The sequence below is a fragment of the Comamonas aquatilis genome (assembly GCF_965139575.1).
GTDB classification, from domain to species: domain Bacteria; phylum Pseudomonadota; class Gammaproteobacteria; order Burkholderiales; family Burkholderiaceae_C; genus Comamonas; species Comamonas aquatilis.
On the sequence record NZ_CBCSIW010000004.1, the window covers coordinates 119,473 to 141,913 of the forward strand.

22 protein-coding genes are annotated in these 22,441 nt (G+C 59.3%); 20 read left to right on the top strand and 2 right to left on the bottom strand.

Features of this window, described 5'->3' with window-relative positions; genetic code table 11:
- Positions 1-39: 39 nt before the first annotated feature.
- The 19 genes from pyrH to ACNAZA_RS07530 all read left to right on the top strand — a co-directional run bounded on the left by pyrH (position 40) and on the right by ACNAZA_RS07530 (position 20,359).
- On the top strand, positions 40-762 hold the full coding sequence (gene pyrH / locus ACNAZA_RS07440; RefSeq protein ID WP_120969354.1) for a UMP kinase: 723 nt from the start codon (positions 40-42) through the stop codon (positions 760-762).
- A 58-nt stretch (positions 763-820) separates the two neighbouring features.
- A complete protein-coding gene (frr, locus tag ACNAZA_RS07445; RefSeq protein WP_120969352.1) occupies positions 821-1,381 on the top strand; it encodes a ribosome recycling factor in 561 nt (186 codons plus the stop codon).
- A gap of 26 nt (positions 1,382-1,407) precedes the next feature.
- On the top strand, positions 1,408-2,145 hold the full coding sequence (gene uppS / locus ACNAZA_RS07450; RefSeq protein WP_120969349.1) for a polyprenyl diphosphate synthase: 738 nt from the start codon (positions 1,408-1,410) through the stop codon (positions 2,143-2,145).
- A gap of 14 nt (positions 2,146-2,159) precedes the next feature.
- Complete coding sequence (locus tag ACNAZA_RS07455; RefSeq protein ID WP_415795865.1) at positions 2,160-3,026, top strand: phosphatidate cytidylyltransferase; 867 nt, start codon at positions 2,160-2,162, stop codon at positions 3,024-3,026.
- Positions 3,023-4,201, top strand: coding sequence for a 1-deoxy-D-xylulose-5-phosphate reductoisomerase (ispC, locus tag ACNAZA_RS07460; RefSeq protein ID WP_415795866.1), 1,179 nt, complete (start codon positions 3,023-3,025; stop codon positions 4,199-4,201). Before ACNAZA_RS07455 ends, ispC begins: the two co-directional genes overlap by 4 nt.
- Before the next feature lie 79 nt (positions 4,202-4,280).
- Complete coding sequence (gene rseP / locus ACNAZA_RS07465; RefSeq protein WP_415795867.1) at positions 4,281-5,651, top strand: RIP metalloprotease RseP; 1,371 nt, start codon at positions 4,281-4,283, stop codon at positions 5,649-5,651.
- A gap of 44 nt (positions 5,652-5,695) precedes the next feature.
- Positions 5,696-7,996, top strand: a complete 2,301-nt coding sequence (gene bamA, locus ACNAZA_RS07470) for an outer membrane protein assembly factor BamA (RefSeq protein WP_415795869.1) — start codon at positions 5,696-5,698, stop codon at positions 7,994-7,996.
- Positions 7,996-8,499: an OmpH/Skp family outer membrane protein gene (locus ACNAZA_RS07475; protein ID WP_120969337.1), complete on the top strand. Its 504-nt coding sequence runs from the start codon at positions 7,996-7,998 to the stop codon at positions 8,497-8,499. Before bamA ends, ACNAZA_RS07475 begins: the two co-directional genes overlap by 1 nt.
- 18 nt (positions 8,500-8,517) lie before the next feature.
- Positions 8,518-9,519: a UDP-3-O-(3-hydroxymyristoyl)glucosamine N-acyltransferase gene (lpxD, locus tag ACNAZA_RS07480; protein WP_415795870.1), complete on the top strand. Its 1,002-nt coding sequence runs from the start codon at positions 8,518-8,520 to the stop codon at positions 9,517-9,519.
- A complete protein-coding gene (gene fabZ / locus ACNAZA_RS07485) occupies positions 9,519-9,959 on the top strand; it encodes a 3-hydroxyacyl-ACP dehydratase FabZ (RefSeq protein WP_120969331.1) in 441 nt (146 codons plus the stop codon). Before lpxD ends, fabZ begins: the two co-directional genes overlap by 1 nt.
- 6 nt (positions 9,960-9,965) lie before the next feature.
- Entirely contained in the window at positions 9,966-10,763 is a 798-nt protein-coding gene (lpxA, locus tag ACNAZA_RS07490; RefSeq protein ID WP_415795872.1) for an acyl-ACP--UDP-N-acetylglucosamine O-acyltransferase, read from the top strand.
- Between the two features lie 63 nt (positions 10,764-10,826).
- The gene (gene lpxB, locus ACNAZA_RS07495) at positions 10,827-12,038 is read left to right on the top strand and encodes a lipid-A-disaccharide synthase (RefSeq protein WP_415795874.1); all 1,212 of its coding nucleotides are present in this window, start codon (positions 10,827-10,829) and stop codon (positions 12,036-12,038) included.
- Positions 12,001-12,723, top strand: a complete 723-nt coding sequence (gene rnhB / locus ACNAZA_RS07500; RefSeq protein ID WP_415795875.1) for a ribonuclease HII — start codon at positions 12,001-12,003, stop codon at positions 12,721-12,723. The genes lpxB and rnhB overlap by 38 nt, the downstream gene beginning before the upstream one ends.
- A gap of 88 nt (positions 12,724-12,811) precedes the next feature.
- Entirely contained in the window at positions 12,812-13,603 is a 792-nt protein-coding gene (locus tag ACNAZA_RS07505) for a TrmH family RNA methyltransferase (RefSeq protein WP_415795876.1), read from the top strand.
- Positions 13,604-13,773: 170 nt separating this feature from the next.
- Positions 13,774-14,946 (top strand): glutamine-hydrolyzing carbamoyl-phosphate synthase small subunit, encoded by a 1,173-nt coding sequence (gene carA / locus ACNAZA_RS07510; RefSeq protein ID WP_415795878.1) that lies wholly within the window; start codon positions 13,774-13,776, stop codon positions 14,944-14,946.
- Complete coding sequence (carB, locus tag ACNAZA_RS07515; RefSeq protein ID WP_415795879.1) at positions 14,939-18,187, top strand: carbamoyl-phosphate synthase large subunit; 3,249 nt, start codon at positions 14,939-14,941, stop codon at positions 18,185-18,187. The genes carA and carB overlap by 8 nt, the downstream gene beginning before the upstream one ends.
- Positions 18,188-18,407: 220 nt before the next feature.
- Positions 18,408-18,884: a transcription elongation factor GreA gene (greA, locus tag ACNAZA_RS07520; protein ID WP_415795881.1), complete on the top strand. Its 477-nt coding sequence runs from the start codon at positions 18,408-18,410 to the stop codon at positions 18,882-18,884.
- A 127-nt stretch (positions 18,885-19,011) separates the two neighbouring features.
- Entirely contained in the window at positions 19,012-19,434 is a 423-nt protein-coding gene (locus ACNAZA_RS07525) for a DUF4149 domain-containing protein (protein ID WP_415795882.1), read from the top strand.
- Between the two features lie 46 nt (positions 19,435-19,480).
- Positions 19,481-20,359 (top strand): Kdo hydroxylase family protein, encoded by an 879-nt coding sequence (locus ACNAZA_RS07530; protein ID WP_415795883.1) that lies wholly within the window; start codon positions 19,481-19,483, stop codon positions 20,357-20,359.
- An 81-nt stretch (positions 20,360-20,440) separates the two neighbouring features.
- On the opposite strand, the gene ACNAZA_RS07535 is transcribed toward ACNAZA_RS07530, so the two are convergent.
- Positions 20,441-21,208 (bottom strand): glycosyltransferase, encoded by a 768-nt coding sequence (locus ACNAZA_RS07535; protein WP_415795884.1) that lies wholly within the window; start codon positions 21,206-21,208, stop codon positions 20,441-20,443.
- Between the two features lie 68 nt (positions 21,209-21,276).
- Positions 21,277-21,747, bottom strand: a complete 471-nt coding sequence (locus tag ACNAZA_RS07540) for a YhbY family RNA-binding protein (RefSeq protein ID WP_415795886.1) — start codon at positions 21,745-21,747, stop codon at positions 21,277-21,279.
- Positions 21,748-21,778: 31 nt separating this feature from the next.
- Between ACNAZA_RS07540 and ACNAZA_RS07545 the strand changes: the two genes are divergently transcribed.
- Positions 21,779-22,441: an RlmE family RNA methyltransferase gene (locus ACNAZA_RS07545; RefSeq protein WP_415795888.1), complete on the top strand. Its 663-nt coding sequence runs from the start codon at positions 21,779-21,781 to the stop codon at positions 22,439-22,441.

Sequence of the window (22,441 nt, forward strand, 5' to 3'; positions counted from 1 at the left end):
GTTTTTCATAATCACTTTAATTTCCACCGGAGAATCATCATGTCCAACGCCATTCCAGCCCACAAGCGCATTTTGCTCAAGCTGTCGGGTGAGGCGTTAATGGGGGATGACCAATTCGGCATCAACCGTGCAACCATTGAGCGCATGGTCTCCGAGATCGTGGAAGTAACCAAGGTCGGTGTGCAGGTCGCTGTGGTGATTGGCGGCGGCAATATCTTCCGCGGCGTCGCTGGTGGCTCCGTCGGCATGGATCGCGCCACCGCTGACTATATGGGCATGCTGGCCACGGTGATGAATGCCTTGGCACTGGCAGACGCCATGGACAAGCAAGGCCTGACAGCCCGCGTGATGTCGGCCATTGCCATCGAGCAAGTGGTGGAACCCTATGTGCGCCCCAAGGCGTTGCAGTATCTGGAAGAAGGCAAGGTCGTGGTCTTTGCCGCCGGTACCGGCAACCCCTTCTTTACCACAGACACCGCTGCAGCATTGCGCGGTGCTGAAATCGGTGCCGAAGTGGTGCTCAAGGCCACCAAGGTGGACGGTGTGTATACCGCCGATCCACACAAGGACGCTTCGGCGACCCGCTATGACAAGCTGACGTTCGACGAAGCCATTTCGCGCAATCTGGGCATCATGGATGCCACTGCCTTTGCGCTGTGCCGCGATCAGAAGCTGCCCATTCGTGTTTTCTCCATCGTCAAGCCCGGCGCACTCAAGCGCGTGGTGATGGGTGAAAACGAAGGCACTCTGGTGTACGCTTAAGAGTTCGCTCGCTTTTGATGCAAACTCTTGGCTGCCGAGTCCCTCCAAGGAAAAGAACATGACGATTGCCGAAATCAAGAAAAATACCGAAACCAAGATGGGTCAGTCCATCGAGGCACTGAAGAACAACCTCTCGCGCATCCGCACCGGTCGTGCCAATCCCGCTTTGCTCGACTCCATCCATGTGGAGTACTACGGCTCCATGGTGCCTTTGTCGCAAGTGGCCAACGTGTCTTTGCTGGATTCACGCACCATCAGCGTGCAGCCCTGGGAAAAGAACATGGCTGCCAAGGTGGAAAAGGCGATTCGCGAAAGCGATCTGGGTCTGAATCCCGCATCGCTGGGCGATCTGATCCGCGTGCCCATGCCTCCCATGAGCGAAGAGCGCCGCAAGGAAATGACCAAGCTGGCCCGCAACGAAGGCGAAAACTCCAAGATTGCCATCCGCAATCTGCGCCGTGATGCCAACGAAGGCGTCAAGAAGCTGGTCAAGGACAAGGAAGCTTCCGAAGACGATCAAAAGCGTTCGGAAGCCGATATCCAGAAGATCACCGACAAGCACATCTCCGAGATCGACGTGCTGGTGGCTGCCAAAGAGCAAGACATCCTGGCAGTCTGAGGCAAACAGCCCGAGGACCTGCACTTTTGACTTCCAAAAAAACCGGCGCGGTTCCGCGCCATATTGCCGTCATCATGGATGGCAACGGGCGCTGGGCCAAGCGTCGCCTGCTGCCCCGCCTTGCCGGGCACAAGCAGGGTGTGGAATCGTTGCGCCGCTGCGCCCGCGCCTGCGTGGAGCGCGGCGTGCAGGTGCTCACGGTGTTTGCCTTCTCCTCTGAGAACTGGAATCGCCCGCAGGAAGAGGTCTCCGGCCTCATGAGTCTGCTGGCGACCGCACTTGCCAAGGAAGTGAGCCAGCTGAGCCGAGATGGTGTTCGCCTGTACTTTGTGGGCGATCGCTCAAGCCTGTCTGAAAAAGTGCGGCATGGCCTGGCGCAGGCCGAGCAGCAAACCGCACACAACACCCGTCTGATTCTCAACATCTGCTTCAACTACGGCGGTCGTTGGGATATTGCCCAGGCGGCCGAAAAGCTGGCGGCTCAGGGCGTGGCCATCACCCCCGAGAGTCTGGACAAGGCCATGGCGCTGGCCCATGTGCCCGATCCGGATTTGTTGATCCGTACCGGTGGCGAGATGCGCATCAGCAACTTCCTGCTCTGGCAGGCCGCCTATTCCGAGATGTATTTCAGCGCCAGCCTGTGGCCTGACTTCGATGAGGCTGAACTCGACCTAGCCATTGGTGCTTTCAATGGCCGGGAGCGGCGCTTTGGTCAGACATCCGAACAGATTCAACAGCCGTCCACACCGACTGTGACGGCATAAACAAAAGAGGTGCCATGCTCAAGCAGCGCGTTATCACTGCCTTGATTTTGCTGGCCATCCTGCTGCCCGCATTGTTCTACACCGGCAGCAGCACGCCATTTGCCGTGCTCATGCTGATTTTCATGGCCGCAGGTGCCTGGGAGTGGGGGCGACTCAACGGGTTCGGGCAGATGGGCTCCCTGGTCGTGGGCGGTGTCTGCACCGTGCTGTGTGCCGCCTCCTGGTGGGCAGGCTGGTTGCAGCAGCCTCTGGGGGCGTTTGGCATGCTGTGGGTGATTGCCGGCGGCATGTGGGTGCTGGGTGGTGGCTTGCTGCTGCGCGCTGGCGTGGCTGGCTGGCCGCACATTCCTGCTGCTGTGCGCTTGGTGGGCGGCGTGCTGGCCCTGTGGGTGGCCTGGATGGCCGTGGTGCAGGCGCGCAATGTGGGAATCAATTTCCTGCTTTCCATGCTGGTGCTGGTATGGGTTGCCGACGTTTTTGCCTACTTTGCGGGTCGAACCTTTGGCCTCAAATTCACCAAGAACAAGCTGGCTCCGACCGTGAGTCCCGGCAAGAGCTGGGAAGGCGTCTGGGGCGGCATGCTGGGCGTGATCGCTCTGGCCCTGTTTTGGGTTTGGGCGGACCGGCACTATGGTGCTGGCGTGCCCAGTTTTTATTCGGTGCTGCAGTCGCGCGGAACCTGGTTCCTGCTGCTGGCAGTGGTGTTTATGGCTGCGATGAGCGTGGTGGGCGACCTGGTCGAATCCCTGATCAAGCGCAGCGTTGGTGTCAAGGACAGCAGCGGTTTGCTGCCCGGCCATGGTGGTGTTCTGGATCGCATTGATGCCCTCTTGCCCATGCTGCCGTTGGCAATGATGCTCTCATCCTTTGTGCATCCATGAAGCAAAAAATCACGGTTCTGGGTTCTACCGGTTCGATTGGAACCAACACCCTGGATGTGGTGGCGCGCCACCCTGATCAGTACCAAGTGTTTGCCTTGAGCGCAGCCACCCAGGTGGATCTGATGCTCAAGCAGTGCGCGCAATTCAAGCCCCGCTTTGCCGTCATGGCCAGTGCTCCCCATGCGCATTTGCTGGCTGAAAAATTAAAGCAAAATGGGCTTGAAACCCAGGTGTTGCAATCGCAAGATGCTCTTGAATCAATAGCATCTCATCCTGAGGTTGATGCTGTCATGGCGGCCATCGTCGGTGCTGCGGGTCTGGCCCCCTGTCTGGCTGCAGCCAAGGCCGGCAAACGTTTGCTGCTGGCCAACAAAGAAGCCTTGGTGGTCGGCGGGGCGTTGTTCATGGACACCGTCAAGCGCCACGGCGCCACACTGCTGCCCATCGATAGCGAGCATTCGGCCATCTTCCAGTGCCTGCCCGAAGACCGCAGCACCTGGGCTGCGCGTGTGGACTCGCTGCTGCTGACCGCCTCGGGTGGACCTTTCCGTCAGCGCGATCCCGCCACTTTGGCCGAGATCACGCCCGAGCAGGCTTGTTCCCACCCCAATTTCTCCATGGGTCGCAAGATCTCGGTGGATTCGGCCACCATGATGAACAAGGCGCTGGAAGTGATCGAGGCCCGCTGGCTGTTCGACATGGCGCCCGAGAACATCAAGGTGGTGATTCACCCGCAGCAAATCGTGCATTCCATGGTGCAATTCACGGACTCATCGGTGCTGGCTCAGCTGGGCACGCCGGATATGCGCGTGCCCATTGCCTGCGGTCTGGCCTGGCCCGAGCGCATTGCCAGCGGCGCGCCGCTGCTGGACTTTGCCAAGCTGGCAGCGCTGACGTTCGAGGAGGCAGATGCCCATCGTTTTCCGGGCCTGCACCTGTCCTGGCAAGCGTTGAGCGCGCCTGAGGGCACGACAACCGTGCTCAATGCGGCCAATGAGGTGGCTGTGGCCGCTTTCCTGGAGCGTCGTCTGGGCTTTGACCGTATCCATGCCGTCAATCTGCAGACCCTGGAGGTCGTGCAGCCTGGACCTGTCGCCAGCCTGGAAGATCTGATGGCGCTGGATGCCAGAGCGCGTGAGCAAGCGCGTGCCATTGCAAACCAGTGGGCTCTGTAAGCAGGCAGCGGTGGGGCCCTGTGATTGAACTTGTGCGCCGGCGCGCTGTCAAAGTGCCATTGAGTCAAAGGAGCTGCTGGTGTTGCTGACGGTTGTTGCGTTCATTGTGGCGCTGGGTGTGTTGATCGCTGTGCACGAGTGGGGGCATTACCGCGTGGCCGTGGCCTGTGGGGTGAAGGTGCTGCGCTATTCCGTGGGCTTTGGCAAGCCGCTGCTGCGCTGGACCAGCAAAAAGACCGGTACCGAGTACGTGGTCGCTGCGCTGCCGCTGGGCGGCTATGTGCGCATGTTGGACGAGCGTGAAGCCGAGGTGGCGCCAGAGGAAAAGCACCTGGCTTTCAACAACCAGCCTCTGCGTTCCAGAGCCGCCATCGTGGCAGCCGGCCCGGTGGCCAATCTGGTGTTGGCCATTGCCCTGCTGTCCGTCGTCAACTGGATGGGTGTGACCGAGCCTGCTGCCAGACTGGCAGCGCCGCCTGCGGGCTCTTTGCTGCAAACCGCAGGAGTGCAGGGCGGAGACTGGGTGCAGCGCGTTGCCGTTGGCAATCAGGCCTGGGAGCCGGTGCGCTCCCTGGGCGATTTGCGCTGGTCCATCACTACGGCGGCAATCGAGGGCGATGCCCTGCAGTTGGAGGTTGCTGCCGCACCTGACGCTGGCGCCCGCGTGCTGAATATCGATCTCGCCTCCCTGGAGCCAAAAGAGCCCGATGCGGCTTTTTTTGAAAAAGTGGGTTTGGCCGGACCCTGGTCCAGCCCGGTGCTGCAAGAAGTGGTTGAAGGCGGTCCGGCACAGGTATCCGGTCTGCGCAAAGGCGATCTGGTGCAGAGTGTGGACGGCAAGCCGGTGCAAGACGGCGCGCAGCTGCGCAGCTGGATACGCCAGTCGGGTACCTCCGGCCAGATTGCGCCCCAAAGCTGGCAGATTCAGCGCGATGGGAAAACCATGCTTTTGACAGTGCAGCCGGAACTGGTGGCCGCGACGGCCGAGCAGCCCAGCACGGGCAGGATCAATGCCTTCATCGGCGGTGAAATCGAGATGGTGGTGGTACGCCGCGGCTTTGTGGACGGTCTCTGGGCCGGCGTGACGCGCACCTGGGAGCTGTCTGCCATGACCTTGCGCATGATGGGGCGCATGCTGATCGGCGAGGCTTCGCTCAAGAACATCAGCGGCCCGCTGACCATTGCCGACTACGCCGGCAAGTCCGCCAGCATGGGGTTGGTGCAGTATCTTTCGTTTCTTGCGCTCATCAGCATCAGCCTGGGCGTTCTCAACTTGCTACCATTGCCAGTTTTGGATGGCGGGCACCTGATGTATTATCTTTGGGAAGCCGTCACAGGCCGCAGTGTTTCTGATCTTTGGGCCGAGAGATTGCAAAAGGCAGGTGTGGCAGTCATCCTGATGATGATGTCGGTCGCCTTTTTCAATGACTTCAACCGGCTCTGGGGCTAATTTTTCGCCGATTTCGGTAGCTGCAATTGCGGCAAATTCCACTCATGAAAAAACATTTCACTCGCTTTGGCGTGCGCAAAGCAACGGCCTTGGCTGCCATGGTTTTGGCTGCGAACGCGGCATGGGCACTTGAACCTTTCAAAGTGCAGGATATTCGTGTTGAGGGCCTGCAGCGCGTAGAAGCCGGTACGGTCTTCGCATCCATGCCGCTGCGCGTGGGCGAGCAATACGACGACGAAAAGGGAGCAGCCGCCATTCGCTCGCTGTTCGCGCTGGGCTTGTTCAAAGACGTGCGCCTTGAAGCCAATGGCAATGTGCTGGTGGTCGTGGTGGAAGAGCGTCCCACGATTGCTGAAGTGAATTTCGCCGGGACCAAAGAGTTCGACAAGGACACTTTGCTCAAGGCCATGCGCGATGTGGGTCTGGCCGATGGCCGCCCCTTCGACAAGGCGCTGGCAGATCGCGCCGAGCAAGAACTCAAGCGTCAGTACATCAACCGCAGTCTGTATGGCTCCGAGGTGGTGACGACCGTCACGCCGATTGAACGCAATCGCGTGAACCTGACCTTCACGGTGTCCGAAGGCGAGCCTGCCAAGATCAATGAGATCCATATTGTTGGCAACAAGGCGTTCAAGGAGTCCACACTCAAGGACCTGTTCGACCAGGACACCGGCAACTGGATGAGCTGGTACACCAAGTCGGATCGCTACGCCCGCAACAAGCTCAATGCCGATCTGGAATCGCTGCGCTCCTACTACCTGCAGCGCGGCTACCTGGAGTTCCGCGTGGACTCCACCCAGGTGGCCATTTCGCCAGACAAGCAAAACATTGCGCTGACTGTGAATGTTCACGAAGGCGAGCAATATGTGGTGTCCGGCGTGAAGCTGGCGGGCAACTTCCTGGATCGTGATGACGAGTTCAAGTCCCTGATCAAGATCAAGCCCGGCGAGCCCTATAACGCCGATCAGGTGAGTCAGACCATCAAGGCATTCACCGATTACTACAGCAACTTCGGTTTCGCCTTTGCCAAGGTGGAAGCCGTGCCTGAAATCGACCGGGCCAACAACCGCGTGGAGCTGGTGCTGCAGGCTCAGCCTTCGCGCCGCGCCTATGTGCGCCGCATCAATGTGAGCGGCAACAACAAGACCCGTGATGAAGTGATTCGCCGGGAGTTCCGTCAGTTTGAAGCCTCTTGGTACGACGGCGACAAGATCAAGCTGTCGCGCGACCGTGTGGACCGCCTTGGCTTCTTTACGGAAGTGAATGTGGAAACCCAGGAAGTGCCTGGTTCTCCCGATCAGGTGGATTTGTTGATCAACGTGGCTGAAAAGCCCACGGGCTCGATTCAGCTGGGGGCCGGTTTCTCCAGTGCTGAAAAGGTCTCGCTGTCCTTTGGTATCAAGCAGGAAAATGTGTTTGGTTCCGGTAACTACCTGGGCGTTGACGTAAATACCAGCAAGTTCAACCGAACCATCGTGATGTCCACCACCAATCCGTATTTCACGGATACGGGCATTTCGCGCACCTACGATCTGTACTACCGCACCATGCGTCCTTATTACGATGACGCAGCCTACAAGATCATCACCCAGGGTGCCACCGTGCGCTTTGGCGTGCCGTTCAGCGAGGTGGATACGATCTTCTTCGGTGGCGGTGTCGAAGGCAACGAGATCAAGCCGGGCACTTACATGCCCCAGGTCTATCAGGATTACTGCAACAACTGGGGTTGCAAGCAGACCGGCATTCCCATGACCATTGGCTGGTCTCGCGATAATCGCGATAGCGCCTTGGCGCCTAATGCAGGTCGTTATCAACGCTTGAATACCGAATTGTCCTTCCTGAGCGACATGCGCTATGTCAAGGCCAATTACCAGATTCAGCAATATATCCCGCTGAACAAAAAATACACGATTGCCTTGAACGGCGAGTTGGGCTGGGGCAAGGGCCTCAACGGCCGTCCATTCCCGATTTTCAAGAACTTTTATTCGGGCGGCTTGGGTTCGGTTCGCGGTTTCGAGCAGGGCTCGCTGGGCAAGCACGACACCACTTATACGAATCTGGCTCTTGGCGGCACGCGCAAGATGACCTTGAATGCCGAGTTCATGGTGCCATTCCCTGGCGCAGGCAATGACCGAACCTTGCGTTTGTTTACTTTCCTGGACGTGGGCAATGTGTGGGCAGAAGGGGAAAGCATGGAGTTGAACTCCCTGCGCGCTTCCACAGGTATCGGTATTAGCTGGATTTCGCCTTTGGGCCCGCTGCGTTTGGCTTATGCTCAGCCTATCCGCAAGGAAACCGGGGATAGAATCCAAAAACTGCAATTCCAAATCGGAACATCTTTCTAATGAAATCTCTCTCTAGCCACCTTTCTCTGGCTGTGCTGCTTGGCGCCGTGGCCGTCTCTGCGCATGCACAAGAATTCAAGGCCGGTTTTGTGAACACGGATCGCATCTTCCGTGAAGCTTCTACCGCCAAGGCTGCCCAGGCCAAGCTTGAGCAGGAGTTTTCTAAGCGTGAAAAGGATTTGGTCGACAAGGGTAATGCCTTGAAGAGCGCTTCGGAAAAATTCGAGCGTGAAGCCCCGACCATGGCCGAGAGCCAGCGCATGGCTCGTCAGCGTCAGCTGGTGGATCAGGATCGTGACTTCCAGACCAAGCGCCGCGAGTTCCAGGAAGACCTGAATTCCCGCAAGAATGAAGAGCTGTCTCAAGTGCTCGACCGCGCCAACAAGGTGGTCAAGCAAGTGGCCGAAGCTGAAAAGTACGACGTGATCCTGCAGGAAGCTGTGTATATCAACCCCAAGTTCGATATCACAGACAAGGTGATCAAGGCCTTGAACGGCAAGTAAACCATTCAGGTTGAATCTGTGAGCGTTTTATTGGGACAGATTCTCGATGCGCTCGGCGGAGAACTGCTGGGTGGCGGGCGCGAGTTGCAAATCTTGCGCATCGCCCCTCTGGACTCCTCGGGCCATGGTGATCTGAGCTTTCTAAGCAACCCGCGCTATCGCCAGCAGCTGGCCGCCTCTCAGGCGGCCTGCGTCATTGTGGCGCCTGCAATGCGCGAAGAGGCGCAGGCGCGTGGCGCCTGTATCGTCACCGACGATCCCTATGCCTATTTCGCCCGTGCCACCCAGTGGTGGAAAGTGCAACATGCAGGTGCTGCCCTGCGAGGCATTCACGCCAGTGCCGTGGTGCATGAGTCTGCCGTGGTGCATGAATCGGCCTATGTGGGCCCGCTGTGCGTGGTGGAAGCGAATGCGCGCATCGGTGCCGGTACCATGCTCAAGTCTCGCGTGACCTTAGGCGAAGCCTGCGAAGTGGGCGAGCGTTGCATTTTGCACCCGGGCGTGGTCATCGGCGCGGACGGTTTTGGCTTCGCTCCATCCAAGGGCGCGTGGATCAAGATCGAGCAGCTGGGACGGGTACGCATAGGTAACGATGTGGAAATTGGCGCCAATACCTGTGTTGACCGGGGTGCACTCGACGACACGGTGATCGAAGACGGCGTCAAGATCGATAATCTGGTGCAGATTGCCCACAATGTGCACATTGGCGCGCATACGGTGATCGCGGGCAATACCGGTATTGCGGGCAGCGCCCGTATTGGTGCACATTGCCAGATTGGCGGCGCAGCCAATATCCTGGGCCATTTGACCATTGCGGATGGCACGGTGATTTCGCCGACATCCATGGTCACCCGCTCATTACCCAAGCCGGGTTTTTACACAGGCATCTTTCCGTTGCAAGAAAACGAGCAATGGGAAAAGAACGCTGCAACATTCAAGCAGCTGTATGTGCTCCGTGAGCGCATCAAAAAGCTTGAGCAAACGCTGGCCAATGACCAGCGAAGCAACAACGGAAACTGATGATGGATATTCAAGCAATTCTCAAGCAACTGCCGCACCGCTACCCCTTTCTTCTGGTGGATCGGGTGCTGGAGCTTGAGCGCAACACCCGTATCAAGGCCATCAAGAACGTCACTTTCAACGAGCCGTTCTTCACCGGTCACTTCCCCGGTCGTCCCGTCATGCCTGGCGTGCTGATTCTGGAAGCCTTGGCCCAGGCCGCGGGTCTGCTGGCCTTTGATGCCATGGGTCAGGTGCCTGATGAAAACAATATCTACTATTTCGTGGGTATTGACTCTGCGCGCTTCAAGCGCCCCGTGGTGCCGGGAGATCAGCTGGCTCTGGAAATTACCATCGACCGCGTTCGCGGCGGCATCTGGAAGTTCAATGCCGTGGCCAGCGTGGATGGCGAAGTGGCTGCAGAAGCACAGCTGATGTGCACCATGCGCCAAGTGGGTTAAGCGTTGATGGCTGCTGTCAGTCTGATTCACCCCACGGCAGTCGTCGATCCGGCAGCCCAGCTCGACTCGTCGGTGGCTGTGGGGCCGTATGCCGTGATCGGGCCCAAGGTGCGCATTGCCGCGAACACCACCGTGGGCGCACATTGCGTGATCGAGGGCGACACCACCATTGGCTGCGACAACCATATTTTCCAGTTCGCTTCCCTGGGGGCGCAGCCGCAGGACAAAAAGTACGCGGGCGAGCCCACGCGTCTGGAGATCGGTGATCGAAACACGGTGCGCGAGTTCTGTACCTTCAATACCGGTACTTCGCAAGACCGTGGCGTGACCAGCATAGGCTCGGACAACTGGATCATGGCCTATGTGCACATTGCACACGACTGCATCGTGGGCAACAACACCATCCTGGCCAATAACGCCACGCTGGCGGGCCATGTGCATGTGGATGATTGGGTCATCCTTGGCGGCCTCACGGGTGTGCACCAGTTCACCCATATCGGTGCCCATGCCATGGCCGGTTTTGCCAGCCATGTCTCGCAGGATGTGCCGCCTTTCATGATGGTAGACGGCAATCCTCTGTCCGTGCGTGGCTTCAACGCCGAAGGCCTGCGTCGCCGCGGTTTCACGCCCGAGCGTCTGGCTGCTGTCAAGCAAATGCACAAGCTGCTGTACCGCCAGGGGCTGACCCTGGATGCGGCAACCCAGGCGATTGAAGCCCTGAAGGCCGACATGCCCGAGGCGCTGCAGGATGTGGACCGCATGCAGGCCTTTCTGGCAGCATCCACGCGCGGTATTGCACGCTGAGTACGGCGCGCAAGCACTGCAGAACTGATAGCGGCTGGCGCCGCTTCCATCAAAGATTGAGACGTGAATAGCTCTGAAACCTCCAAGCAGATAGCACAAGCAGCTGCGCAATCCGTAGCGCCCAGCATTGCCATGGTGGCCGGAGAGGCTTCCGGCGATCTGCTGGCTTCCTTGCTGCTCGACGGTTTGCGCCAGCGCTGGCCCGATGCCCGCTCCATTGGTATCGGCGGTGCGCAAATGCAGTCGCGTGGCTTTGACGCCTGGTGGCAGTCCGAGCGCCTGGCCGTGCATGGCTACAGCTGGGAAGTGCTGGCCCGCGTGGCCGAGTTGCTGGGCATTCGCAAAAAGCTGCGTCAACGCCTGATTGCGCATCCGCCCTCGGTCTTTGTCGGTGTGGATGCGCCTGACTTCAATCTGGGTCTGGAAATCAAGCTGCGCGAAGCCGGCGTCAAGACGGTGCACTTTGTCTGTCCCTCCATCTGGGCCTGGCGTGCCGACCGGATTGAGAAGATTCGCCGTGCGGCCGATCATGTGCTGTGCATTTTTCCCTTCGAGCCCGAGCTCCTGGCCCAGCACGGCATTGAGGCCACTTATGTGGGTCATCCGCTGGCCCAGGTGATTCCTCTGCATCCGGACCGCGCTGCGGCGCGTGCCAAGCTGGGTTTGCCTGAAGAGGGTCTGGTGCTGGCCTTGCTGCCCGGTAGCCGCCGCTCGGAAGTGCGTTATATCGCTTCGGGATTTTTCAAGGCCGCGGCCTTGGTGCTTAAAGCGCTTCCAGCTACCAAAATCGTAGCGCCCGCCGTTCCTTCCTTGTGGGAAGAAGTGCAGCGCATTGCTGCGGACGCGGGTATGGGGGACAAGGTTCTCATCGTGAAAGGCCAGTCCCATGATGTGCTGGCGGCCTGTGATTGCACGCTGATTGCCAGCGGCACGGCCACCCTAGAAGCGGCCTTGTTCAAGCGCCCCATGGTCATCAGCTACAGCATGCACCCTTGGAGCTGGCGTCTGATGCAGCGCAAGCAGCTTCAACCTTGGGTGGGGCTGCCCAATATTCTGTGCGGCGATTTCGTCGTGCCCGAGTTGCTGCAGGATGCCGCAACTCCCGAGGCGCTGGCGAAAGCCGCCTTGGGCTGGCTGCGTGCCAGCCAGGATTCTCCTGTCACCATTGAAGCGCTGGTTGAGCGCTTCACCGCGCTGCACCACGAACTGCGCCGAGATACCGCCCAATTGGCTGCCCATGCGATCGAAAAAATCATTGCCTCCTCCGCTGCTTGAGCAGGATTGCCTGCCGTGGCATCCGCCCGGTCTGGTCGCCGGGGTGGATGAGGCAGGGCGTGGCCCGCTGGCCGGGCCGGTGGTGGCTGCTGCCGTCATCCTGGATGATATGAAGCCGATTGCAGGCCTGAACGACTCCAAGAAACTCACCGCCAATCGCCGTGAAGTGCTGTACGACGAAATTCGTGCCAAAGCTCTGTGCTTTTGCATTGCCCAGGCGTCTGTGCAGGAGATTGACGAGCTCAATATCCTGCAGGCCACCCTGCTGGCCATGCGCCGTGCGGTGATGGGCTTGCGCCTCAAGCCCGTGCTGGTGCTGGTCGATGGCAATCAGCTGCCGCAGATCGATGTGCAGGCCGAGGCCATTGTCAAGGGCGACTCCCTGGTCAAGGCCATTTCGGCCGCCTCGATCTTGGCCAAGGTCACGCGTGATCGCTGGTGCGAGCGGCTGGATATGCAGTATCCGCAATACGGTTTTGCCACCCACAAAGGCTATGGCACGGCCGCGCACCTGGAGGCCTTGCGCGCCCACGGTGCCACAGGCGAACATCGCCGCACGTTTGCCCCCGTCACCAAGGTGTTGCAGGCCGGGCAGATTTGCGAAGGTGGCTTTACCGCGCCCGTGCTTTGTGAAAGCGGCGCCTCGGGCTCGCTTATCCTGTCGCAGGCATCGCTATATTCCTGAGCCAGGTGCTCTGCAGGGGCCGGGGTCTCGCCGTCCGATAGCTGTCGGACAGAGAGATCCGGCTCCTGTTTCCATTCAAGAGGTAGACATGGCTCCACGCCCTCAGGTCACAGAAATTCATTCGCGCGACAACGCTTTCGTCAAGGAACTGCGCCGACTCTCGCAAGACAGCACGGCCTATCGCAAGCAAGGCCAGGTCTGGCTGGAAGGCGATCACCTGTGCCGTGCCGCATTGGCGCGCGGCCTGGCACCCAAGATTGCGGTGTTTTCAGAGTCTTTTTGGCCGCAAGCGCCCGCTGAATGGGCGCAAGCTGCTAGCAAAATCATTGTTTTGGCCGACAGCCTGTTTGCCGAGATCAGCAGTCTGGAGTCACCGGCCCGCATGGGTTATGTGATGGGCTGGGATGCCGCGGCGCAGGTCAAGCCTGGCATTGCCACGGTGGTGCTGGACCGCGTGCAGGATGCCGGCAATGTGGGCTCCATCCTGCGCAGCGCGGCCGCCTTTGGCTTTGGCCAGATCGTGGCTCTCAAGGGCACTGCAGCTATCTGGAGCCAGAAAGTGCTGCGCGCCGGCATGGGGGCGCATTTCGGCCTGCACATGGTCGAAGCCGCTTCGGTGGACGATGTGCAGACTTTGCAGGTGCCGCTGGTCGTAACCAGCTCGCACCAAGGGACTTTGATTCACGAAGCCAGCCTGCCCTGGCCCTGTGCCTGGGCCATGGGTCATGAAGGGCAGGGCGTGGGCGAGGCGCTGATGCAAATGGCCGAGCACCGCATCAGCATTGCGCAGCCCGGGGGGGAGGAGTCACTCAATGTGGCTGCAGCAGCGGCGATTTGCCTGCATGCCAGCAGCGTAAGCATGCTTGCGCGAAGAGGGTAATCCCGAGGCATTTCAAGGGACTGAAGTCGACTGAGCCTATAATGGGCGGCTTTCAAGCATCTTTCTACGCCTAGCGACGCTACCTCGCCATTTCCCTGCAGACAAAATGTCCCAGCACACATGCCGGGGCCTCGTTGGGCGTAACCGTAATTAAAAAACCGGAGAACCCAGTGCTTTTGTCTCTCAAGGGAAACTTCCCATCCGCCATTCTGGCGCTCGCAGACGGCACGGTCTTTATTGGCAACTCGATTGGTGCGCAAGGCACCACCGTTGGCGAAGTCGTTTTCAACACTTCGCTGACCGGCTATCAGGAAATCCTCACCGACCCCAGCTATTGCCAGCAGATCGTGACACTCACGTATCCGCATATCGGCAACTATGGTGTCAATCCTGAAGATGTCGAGGCTGACAAGATCCATGCCGCAGGTCTGATTATCAAGAACCTGCCTTTGCTGGCCAGCAACTTCCGTTGCACTCAGACTCTGTCCGAGTACCTGGTCGAAGGCAAGACCGTCGCCATCGCCAACATCGATACCCGCAAGCTCACGCGTCTGCTGCGTGACAAGGGCGCACAAAACGGCGCCATCGTGGGTCTGGCTGCGGGCGAAGAAGCCACGCAGGCCAAGATCGACGAAGCCATTGCCGCAGCCAAGGCCGCACCCAATATGAAGGGGCTGGATCTGGCCAAGGTGGTGTCCACCGACAAGTCCTATCCCTGGGCTGAGACCGAGTGGAAACTGGGTCAAGGCTACGGCAAGCTGGAATCGCCCAAGTTCAAGGTCGTGGCCTACGACTTTGGCGTGAAGAAGAACATTCTGCGCATGCTGGCCGAGCGTGGCTGCGACGTGACCGTGGTGCCCGCCCAGACGCCTGCCAAGGACGTGCTGGCGCTCAACCCCGATGGCGTGTTCCTGTCCAACGGCCCGGGCGATCCCGCACCTTGCGATTACGCGATTGCGGCCGTGCAGGAAATCATGGCTGCCGACATGCCGGTGTTCGGCATCTGCCTGGGTCACCAGATCATGGCCCTGGCCTCCGGCGCCAAGACCTTCAAGATGCAAAACAGCCACCACGGTGCCAACCACCCCGTGAAGGATCTGGACACTGGTCGCGTCAGCATCACCAGCCAGAACCATGGTTTTGCGGTGGAACTGGACTCGCTGCCCGCCAATGTGCGCGCTACGCACATCAGCCTGTTTGACGGCACGCTGCAAGGTCTGGAGCGCACCGATGTGCCCGCCTTCTGCTTCCAGGGTCACCCCGAAGCATCGCCCGGCCCCAACGATATCGGCTATCTGTTTGACCGCTTCACAGCGCTGATGGAGAAACACAACAATGCCTAAGCGCAACGACCTCAAAAGCATTCTGATCATTGGCGCCGGTCCCATCGTGATCGGTCAGGCCTGCGAGTTTGACTACTCCGGCGTGCAGGCCTGCAAGGCCCTGCGCGAAGAGGGTTACAAGGTCATCCTGATCAACAGCAACCCTGCCACGATCATGACCGACCCCGCGACTGCGGACGTCACCTACATCGAGCCCATCACCTGGCAGACGGTCGAGAAGATCATCGCCAAGGAACGTCCCGATGCCATCTTGCCCACCATGGGTGGCCAGACCGCGCTGAACTGCGCACTGGACCTGTGGAAGCACGGCGTGCTCGAGAAGTACCAGGTCGAGCTGATCGGTGCCAAGCCCGAAGCCATCGACAAGGCCGAAGATCGTCTGAAGTTCAAGGACGCCATGACCAAGATTGGTCTGGGCTCCGCACGTTCCGGCATCGCCCACACCATGGACGAAGCCTGGGCTGTGCAAAAGGAAATGGGCTTCCCCACCGTCATTCGCCCCAGCTTCACGCTGGGCGGCACGGGTGGCGGCATCGCCTACAACTCGGAAGAGTTCGAGATCATCTGCAAGCGCGGTCTGGAAGCTTCGCCCACCAACGAGCTGCTGATCGAAGAATCGCTCTTGGGTTGGAAAGAGTACGAGATGGAAGTGGTTCGCGACACAGCGGACAACTGCATCATCGTGTGCTCTATCGAAAATCTGGACCCCATGGGCGTGCACACCGGTGACTCCATCACCGTGGCCCCCGCGCAGACGCTGACCGACAAGGAATACCAGATCATGCGCAATGCCTCGCTGGCAGTGCTGCGTGAAATCGGTGTGGATACCGGTGGTTCCAACGTGCAGTTCTCGGTGAATCCCAAGGACGGTCGCATGATCGTCATTGAGATGAACCCCCGCGTCTCGCGTTCTTCGGCACTGGCCTCCAAGGCCACGGGTTTCCCCATCGCCAAGATCGCAGCCAAGCTGGCTGTGGGCTTTACGCTGGACGAACTCAAGAACGACATCACCGGTGGCAAGACTCCCGCGTCGTTCGAGCCTTCGATCGATTATGTGGTCACCAAGATCCCACGTTTTGCCTTCGAGAAGTTCCCCACTGCCGACAATCGCCTGACGACCCAGATGAAGTCGGTCGGTGAAGTGATGGCCATTGGCCGCACTTTCCAGGAATCCTTCCAGAAGGCCTTGCGCGGTCTGGAAGTGGGCGTGGACGGCATGAACGAAAAAACCCAGGATCGCGAGATTCTGGAAAAGGAACTGGGCGAGCCCGGTCCCGACCGCATCTGGTATGTGGGTGACGCTTTCGCTGCCGGCTGGACGCTGGACGAAGTCCACAACATCACCAAGATCGACAAGTGGTTCCTGGTGCAGATCGAAGAGATCATCAAGATCGAACTCGAACTGGATCAAGTTGCTGCCGCCAAGGGCGACGCTGCTCTGGCCTCGCTGGATGCGGGCACTCTGCGCGCTCTGAAGCAAAAGGGCTTCTCGGATCGTCGCCTGGCCAAGCTGCTGCACACCACCGACAAGGCCGTGCGTGAAGCGCGCAAGGCGCTGAAGGTGCGTCCCGTGTTCAAGCGCGTGGACACCTGCGCTGCCGAGTTCGCTTCCAACACCGCGTACATGTACTCCACGTACGACGATGAGTGCGAAGCCGCGCCTACCGACAAAAAGAAGATCATGGTGCTGGGCGGTGGCCCCAACCGTATCGGCCAGGGTATCGAGTTTGACTACTGCTGCGTGCACGCCGCCATGGCCATGCGCGAAGATGGTTACGAAACCATCATGGTCAACTGCAATCCCGAAACCGTGTCTACCGACTACGACACGTCCGACCGCCTGTACTTCGAGCCGCTGACGCTGGAAGACGTGCTGGAAATCGTGGATGTGGAGCAGCCCGAAGGCGTGATCGTGCAATACGGCGGTCAGACGCCTTTGAAGCTGGCCCTGGGTCTGGAGCGCGAAGGCGTGAAGATCATTGGCACCACGCCCGACATGATCGATGCGGCCGAAGACCGCGAGCGCTTCCAGAAGCTGCTCAACGAACTGGGTCTGCGTCAGCCGCCCAACGCCACGGCCCGTACTGAAACCGAAGCGCTGGAAAAGGCTGCCGGCCTGGGTTACCCCCTGGTGGTGCGTCCTTCCTACGTGCTGGGCGGCCGTGCGATGGAAATCGTGCACGAACAGCGCGATCTGGAGCGCTATATGCGCGAAGCCGTCAAGGTCTCCAACGACTCGCCCGTGCTGCTGGACCACTTCCTGTCCAACGCCATCGAGTGCGATGTGGACTGCGTGCGCGACAAGACCGGTGCCGTGTATATCGGCGGCGTGATGGAGCACATCGAACAGGCTGGCGTGCACTCCGGTGACTCGGCTTGCTCGCTGCCCCCTTACTACCTGAAGGCCGAAACCGTCGCTGAAATCAAGCGCCAGACCGCTGCCATGGCCGAAGGCCTGCATGTGGTGGGCCTGATGAACGTGCAGTTCGCCATCAAGGAAGTGGACGGCCAGGATGTGATCTACGTGCTGGAAGTGAACCCCCGCGCTTCGCGTACCGTGCCTTTCGTCTCCAAGGCGACCGGCGTGCAACTGGCCAAGGTGGCTGCGCGCTGCATGGCCGGCCAGACGCTGGCAGAGCAGGGCGTGACCAAGGAAGTCACACCGCCTTACTTCAGCGTCAAGGAAGCCGTGTTTCCCTTCGTGAAGTTCCCCGGTGTGGACACCATCCTCGGCCCCGAGATGAAGTCCACCGGTGAAGTCATGGGTGTGGGCAAGACGTTTGGCGAAGCCTTTGTCAAGAGCCAGCTGGGCGCCGGTGTGAGCCTGCCTACTGAAGGCAAGGTCTTCCTGACCGTGAAGAACAACGACAAGGCCCGCGCCGTGGCGATTGCCAAGGATCTGGTTGCCATGGGCTTTACGCTGTGCGCCACCCGTGGCACGGCCGCTGCGATTGCCGAAGCCGGTATCGAAGTGCAGACCGTGAACAAGGTCACCGAAGGTCGTCCCCACATCGTGGACATGATCAAGAACGAGGAAATCGCTCTGGTCATCAACACGGTGGAAGAGCGTCGCAATGCCATCGCCGATTCGCGTCAGATCCGTACCAGCGCTCTGCTGGCCCGCGTGACCACTTTCACCACCATCTTCGGCGCGGAAGCAGCCGTGGAAGGTATGAAGTCTATGAACGATCTGGGTGTGATCTCGGTGCAGGAAATGCACGCGCAGCTGCAACAGGCTTAAAAGCCTGAGCAATCCGGCGCAGTCCGACAGGGCCGCCGGGTTTTACCGGATTTGTGCCGTGGCAAACACGGCATAATGAACGGCAATGAACTTCAACCGCCGCGCGGCAACGTGCGGCGGTTTGCTTTTGGGGCACGGGCCCCTGCTTGACTTTGTCGAGCAGCACTGTGCCTGCGGTGCCGCGCCATGCGCGGCGTTTGCTGAATTTGGAGACTTGACCATGGCCACCATCCCAATCACCAAGCTCGGAGCGGAAAAGCTCAAGACTGAGTTGCAACGCCTCAAGACCGTCGAACGTCCTGCCGTGATTCAGGCGATTGCCGAAGCACGCGCCCAGGGCGATCTGAGCGAAAATGCCGAATACGAATCCGCCAAGGAACACCAAGGCTTTGTGGAAGGCCGTATCAAGGAAATCGAAAGCAAGCTGTCGGCTGCGCAAATCATCGATCCTTCGGCACTGGATGCCGGCGGCCGCGTGGTCTTTGGCGCCACCGTGGATCTGGAAGATGAAGACAGCGGCGCTGCCGTGACCTACCAGATCGTGGGCGAGGACGAAGCCGACCTGAAGCACGGCCTGATCAACATCTCCAGCCCCATTGCCCGTGCCCTGATCGGCAAGGAAGAGGGCGATACGGCCGTGGTGCAAGCCCCGGGCGGCGAGCGCCGCTACGAGGTGGTGGGTGTGAAATACATCTAAGCACCCCCTGAGGCGCTTTGCGCCTTCCCCCTCTCTGCTTCGCGGAGGAGGACGACAGCCTCGCTGCGGGGCGGCCCTTGCTCGCTGTCTCTGATGCAGGCTGTGCGGATTTTTCGGATAGCTCACTATGTTTGAACGCTTGCCTTTTTTTCTGGCTGCTCTGTGGTGGGGCAGCTTGTCTGCTATAGGCTTTATGGCCGTGCCCATGCTGTTTGCCAATCTGCCTTCTCCAGCCATGGCGGGCTTTATGGCGGCCAAGCTGTTTGCCGCACAGACATGGATTTCCATAGCGTGCTGCGCACTGCTGCTGGTGTTTTCAAAGCAAAGAAAGGCTGAAAAGATTGAGGAGTGGGCGCAAGCTGCTATCGGTTTTGTTATCGCCGGTATGTTGCTGGCCCTGTTGGTGCAGTACGGCGTCTCGCCCAAGATCGTGGCGCGCGAGAACCTCAAGCTGTGGCATGGCCTGGGCACGGCCATGTATGCGTTGCAATGGCTTTGCGCAGCCGTGGTGCTGTGGCGTTTGATCGGTGTGCGCTCGCGTTCGGCTTGATCCATGCCAAGCCATGGCTGGCGCTGAGGGGTAAACTGGCGCGGCCATGGAATCTCAAATCGTAAAAATTGACGCCACCGACTGGCGCAACGTTCCCAACCGTCCCGAATGGACGGCCGCCGTTGAGGCTGGAAAGCTGCTGTACTTCCCCTCGTTGGCCTTTGATCTCACCGAGCAGGAGAAAAGCCTGCTGCGTCCGGATGTGCGCGACCCCAAAGCACGCAATATCAGCCTCAATGTGGATGGCTCCATCAAAGGGGTGGCGGGCGATGAGGCCACACAGCAGCAGGTGGCTGCCATGGTGGGCCGTTTCCGCGATCAGGCGACGGCGCTGATTGCGGGGCTGTTTCCCGACTACATGCCGGTGGTGCGCATGGCTCCCACCAGCTACCGGCCTTCACAGGTGGAAACGCGGGCCCAGTCCTGGCGCGCCGACGACAAGCGCATGCATGTGGACGCTTTCCCATCGCGCCCCAACTATGGGGAGCGCATTCTGCGCGTCTTCACCAATGTCAATCCTCACGGGCAGCCGCGCGTTTGGCGTGTGGGTGAGCCCTTCGAAGCGGTGGCCAGGAAGTTCTTGCCACGTGCCAAGCCCTATGTGCGCTGGCAGGCCAAGGCGCTTGAAATGCTGCATGTGACCAAATCGTTTCGCAGCGAATACGACCATCTCATGCTGCAACTGCACGACGGCATGAAGGGTGATCTGAACTATCAGCAAAACGCACCGCAGGAGACTGTGCCTTTTGCTGCGGGCTCTACCTGGGTGTGCTTTTCCGATCAGGCCGTACACGCCGTGATGGCCGGCCAATACATGCTGGAGCAGACCTTGTTTCTGCCGCCCGGCAGCGAGTACGACAAAGAGGCCAGTCCGCTGGCTATTTTGACGCGGCTCAAAGGTCATCCCTTGGTGGATGTGCGCTGAGCACGCATGTCGCACCCAGCAAAAAGGCGTTGCCGCAGTGGCAACGCCTTTTATTTTTAGGGTTGAGAGTCGATCAGTAGATCAACCCCAGGCCTTGGCAATCCATCGTGCCGGCTGGATATGGCGAAAACGCTTATTACGGCGACCTTCCAGAGCATCCGGCGGGTTGACTTCTCCGTGGAAGATCACAATGCGCGCATCTTTCGGCGGCACGGGCTCTTTCCAGTAATTGGTGGGCCAGGCAGGAATGCAGTAGTACTTGAAGCTGGGGCACCAGGAGGCCGGCCAGTAGGCCAGCTTGCCTTGCTTGTGCAAGAAGTGCGACAGGTATTCCTGCTCGTTGCGATACTGGGCGCGCAATTGCTCGGTACGGGCACGAAAATTTTCCAGCACATCGGCATGTGCTCCGAGCTGAAAGCGATAGACCGAAGAATTACCCACAATCCGTTCGCCGAAGCGCCAGAAACGCGGGTAATCGTGGATGATGAGGAATTCACCGCTTTGGGTGAAGAAATCATCAAGGCTGCCGACTACCACCACATCCAGATCTAGGAACAGAGCCACGCCTTTCAAGCCGTACAGGTCGCCTTCAAAAGTGGTGAGCTTTTTCCAGGCGCCATCGCGCTGGCCCGGTGCCAGATGGATGTTGAGGTCTGGAATGGGGAAGCACTCCACCTCTTCACGAATCCCTTCCGTATTGTCGGTCAGGCAAACAAAGCGAAAATCTCCCTTGAGATGGCGGCGCACCATGGCGTAGAGACGGTTAACGTACTCCGGGCCGTACTTGGTACCCCATTTCATGCAAAGGATATGGCGTTGCTGCGTTGGCAGCGGTGTGGTCTGGACCATTGGTGAGATGTCTCAGCAGTAGGAAAGAAGGCGCAAAGCGCCTGGAAGGCTGGATGCTTGGAGGAAAATTAGTCCAAGCGGCCTTTTTTGACCGACTTTTGCTTGGGCTTGGAACGTTTGATCGTGCCGCCGGCTGTCAGGCGTTGATTGCCAAGCACACGAATCTGCTTGACTTCAGGCTTGGTTCCGGTACGGCCGAACTTGAGCACCTTGATGTCGCGTGGGCCGGGCATGCGGTCTTCGTCATGACGGCGCTCTTTCTCTGGCATGGGACGCCACAGCACGAGCAGCTTGCCGATGTGTTGGATGGGGGCGGCGCTCAGCTCGTCGCACAGAGTCTGATACATCTGTTCGCGGGCTGCGCGGTCGTCACCAAAAACGCGGACCTTGATCAGGCCGTGTGCGTTGAGGGCTGCATCCACTTCCTTCTGGACGGCAGGTGTCAAACCGTCACCGCCAATCAGGACCACGGGGTCCAAATGGTGTGCTTCGGCGCGTTGTTCCCGGCGCTCGGCGGGAGTTAATTGAATTTGGGGCATACCCGTATTATCGAGGCTGAGAGAATCCAGCATGAAAACGAAAACTAAAAGTAAGAAGGTCAATAAGAATTGGCTTTACGACCACATCAACGATCCGTATGTTAAAGCGGCTCAAAAAGATGGCTATCGGGCGCGTGCCGCCTACAAGCTCAAGGAGATCGATGAGGGTCTGAAACTCATTCATCCTGGGCATACCGTGGTGGATCTGGGCTGCGCCCCAGGTGCCTGGAGTCAGTATGTACGCCGCCGTCTGTCTCCTACGGGGGCGGCTGTGGGGCAGCTCAATGGCCGCATCATCTCTCTGGACTTGCTGCCCATGGAGCCTATCGAGGGCGTGCAGTACATCCAGGGCGATTTCCGCGAGGAGTCCGTGCTGACCCAGTTGCAAGACGCCATGAATGGCGGCAAGGCCGATGTGGTGGTCTCTGATATGGCACCGAATCTGTCGGGCAACTCGTCTACCGATGCTGCGCGCGTGGCCGTGCTGATCGAAATGGCCGTGGATTTTGCGATCCATAACATGAAAGCTGAAGGGGCTTTGGTGGTCAAGCTGTTCCACGGTAGCGGCTACAACGAGCTGGTGGATCTGTTCAAACAGACCTTCAAGGTGGTCAAGCCCATCAAGCCCAAAGCGTCGCGAGACAAATCCTCGGAAATTTTCCTGGTCGGCATGGGCTTGAAGTCGCCAGCTTGA

Excerpts from the sequence above, each read along its gene's own strand:
- pyrH (WP_120969354.1), top strand. The coding sequence starts at position 40 with ATGTCCAACGCCATTCCAGCCCACAAGCGCATTTTGCTCAAGCTGTCG.
- frr (WP_120969352.1), top strand. The coding sequence starts at position 821 with ATGACGATTGCCGAAATCAAGAAAAATACCGAAACCAAGATGGGTCAG.
- ACNAZA_RS07455 (WP_415795865.1), top strand. The coding sequence starts at position 2,160 with ATGCTCAAGCAGCGCGTTATCACTGCCTTGATTTTGCTGGCCATCCTG.
- ispC (WP_415795866.1), top strand. The coding sequence starts at position 3,023 with ATGAAGCAAAAAATCACGGTTCTGGGTTCTACCGGTTCGATTGGAACC.
- bamA (WP_415795869.1), top strand. The coding sequence starts at position 5,696 with ATGAAAAAACATTTCACTCGCTTTGGCGTGCGCAAAGCAACGGCCTTG.
- ACNAZA_RS07475 (WP_120969337.1), top strand. The coding sequence starts at position 7,996 with ATGAAATCTCTCTCTAGCCACCTTTCTCTGGCTGTGCTGCTTGGCGCC.
- fabZ (WP_120969331.1), top strand. The coding sequence starts at position 9,519 with ATGATGGATATTCAAGCAATTCTCAAGCAACTGCCGCACCGCTACCCC.
- lpxA (WP_415795872.1), top strand. The coding sequence starts at position 9,966 with ATGGCTGCTGTCAGTCTGATTCACCCCACGGCAGTCGTCGATCCGGCA.
- rnhB (WP_415795875.1), top strand. The coding sequence starts at position 12,001 with ATGCGATCGAAAAAATCATTGCCTCCTCCGCTGCTTGAGCAGGATTGC.
- ACNAZA_RS07505 (WP_415795876.1), top strand. The coding sequence starts at position 12,812 with ATGGCTCCACGCCCTCAGGTCACAGAAATTCATTCGCGCGACAACGCT.
- carB (WP_415795879.1), top strand. The coding sequence starts at position 14,939 with ATGCCTAAGCGCAACGACCTCAAAAGCATTCTGATCATTGGCGCCGGT.
- greA (WP_415795881.1), top strand. The coding sequence starts at position 18,408 with ATGGCCACCATCCCAATCACCAAGCTCGGAGCGGAAAAGCTCAAGACT.
- ACNAZA_RS07525 (WP_415795882.1), top strand. The coding sequence starts at position 19,012 with ATGTTTGAACGCTTGCCTTTTTTTCTGGCTGCTCTGTGGTGGGGCAGC.
- ACNAZA_RS07530 (WP_415795883.1), top strand. The coding sequence starts at position 19,481 with ATGGAATCTCAAATCGTAAAAATTGACGCCACCGACTGGCGCAACGTT.
- ACNAZA_RS07535 (WP_415795884.1), bottom strand. The coding sequence starts at position 21,208 with ATGGTCCAGACCACACCGCTGCCAACGCAGCAACGCCATATCCTTTGC.
- ACNAZA_RS07540 (WP_415795886.1), bottom strand. The coding sequence starts at position 21,747 with ATGCCCCAAATTCAATTAACTCCCGCCGAGCGCCGGGAACAACGCGCC.
- ACNAZA_RS07545 (WP_415795888.1), top strand. The coding sequence starts at position 21,779 with ATGAAAACGAAAACTAAAAGTAAGAAGGTCAATAAGAATTGGCTTTAC.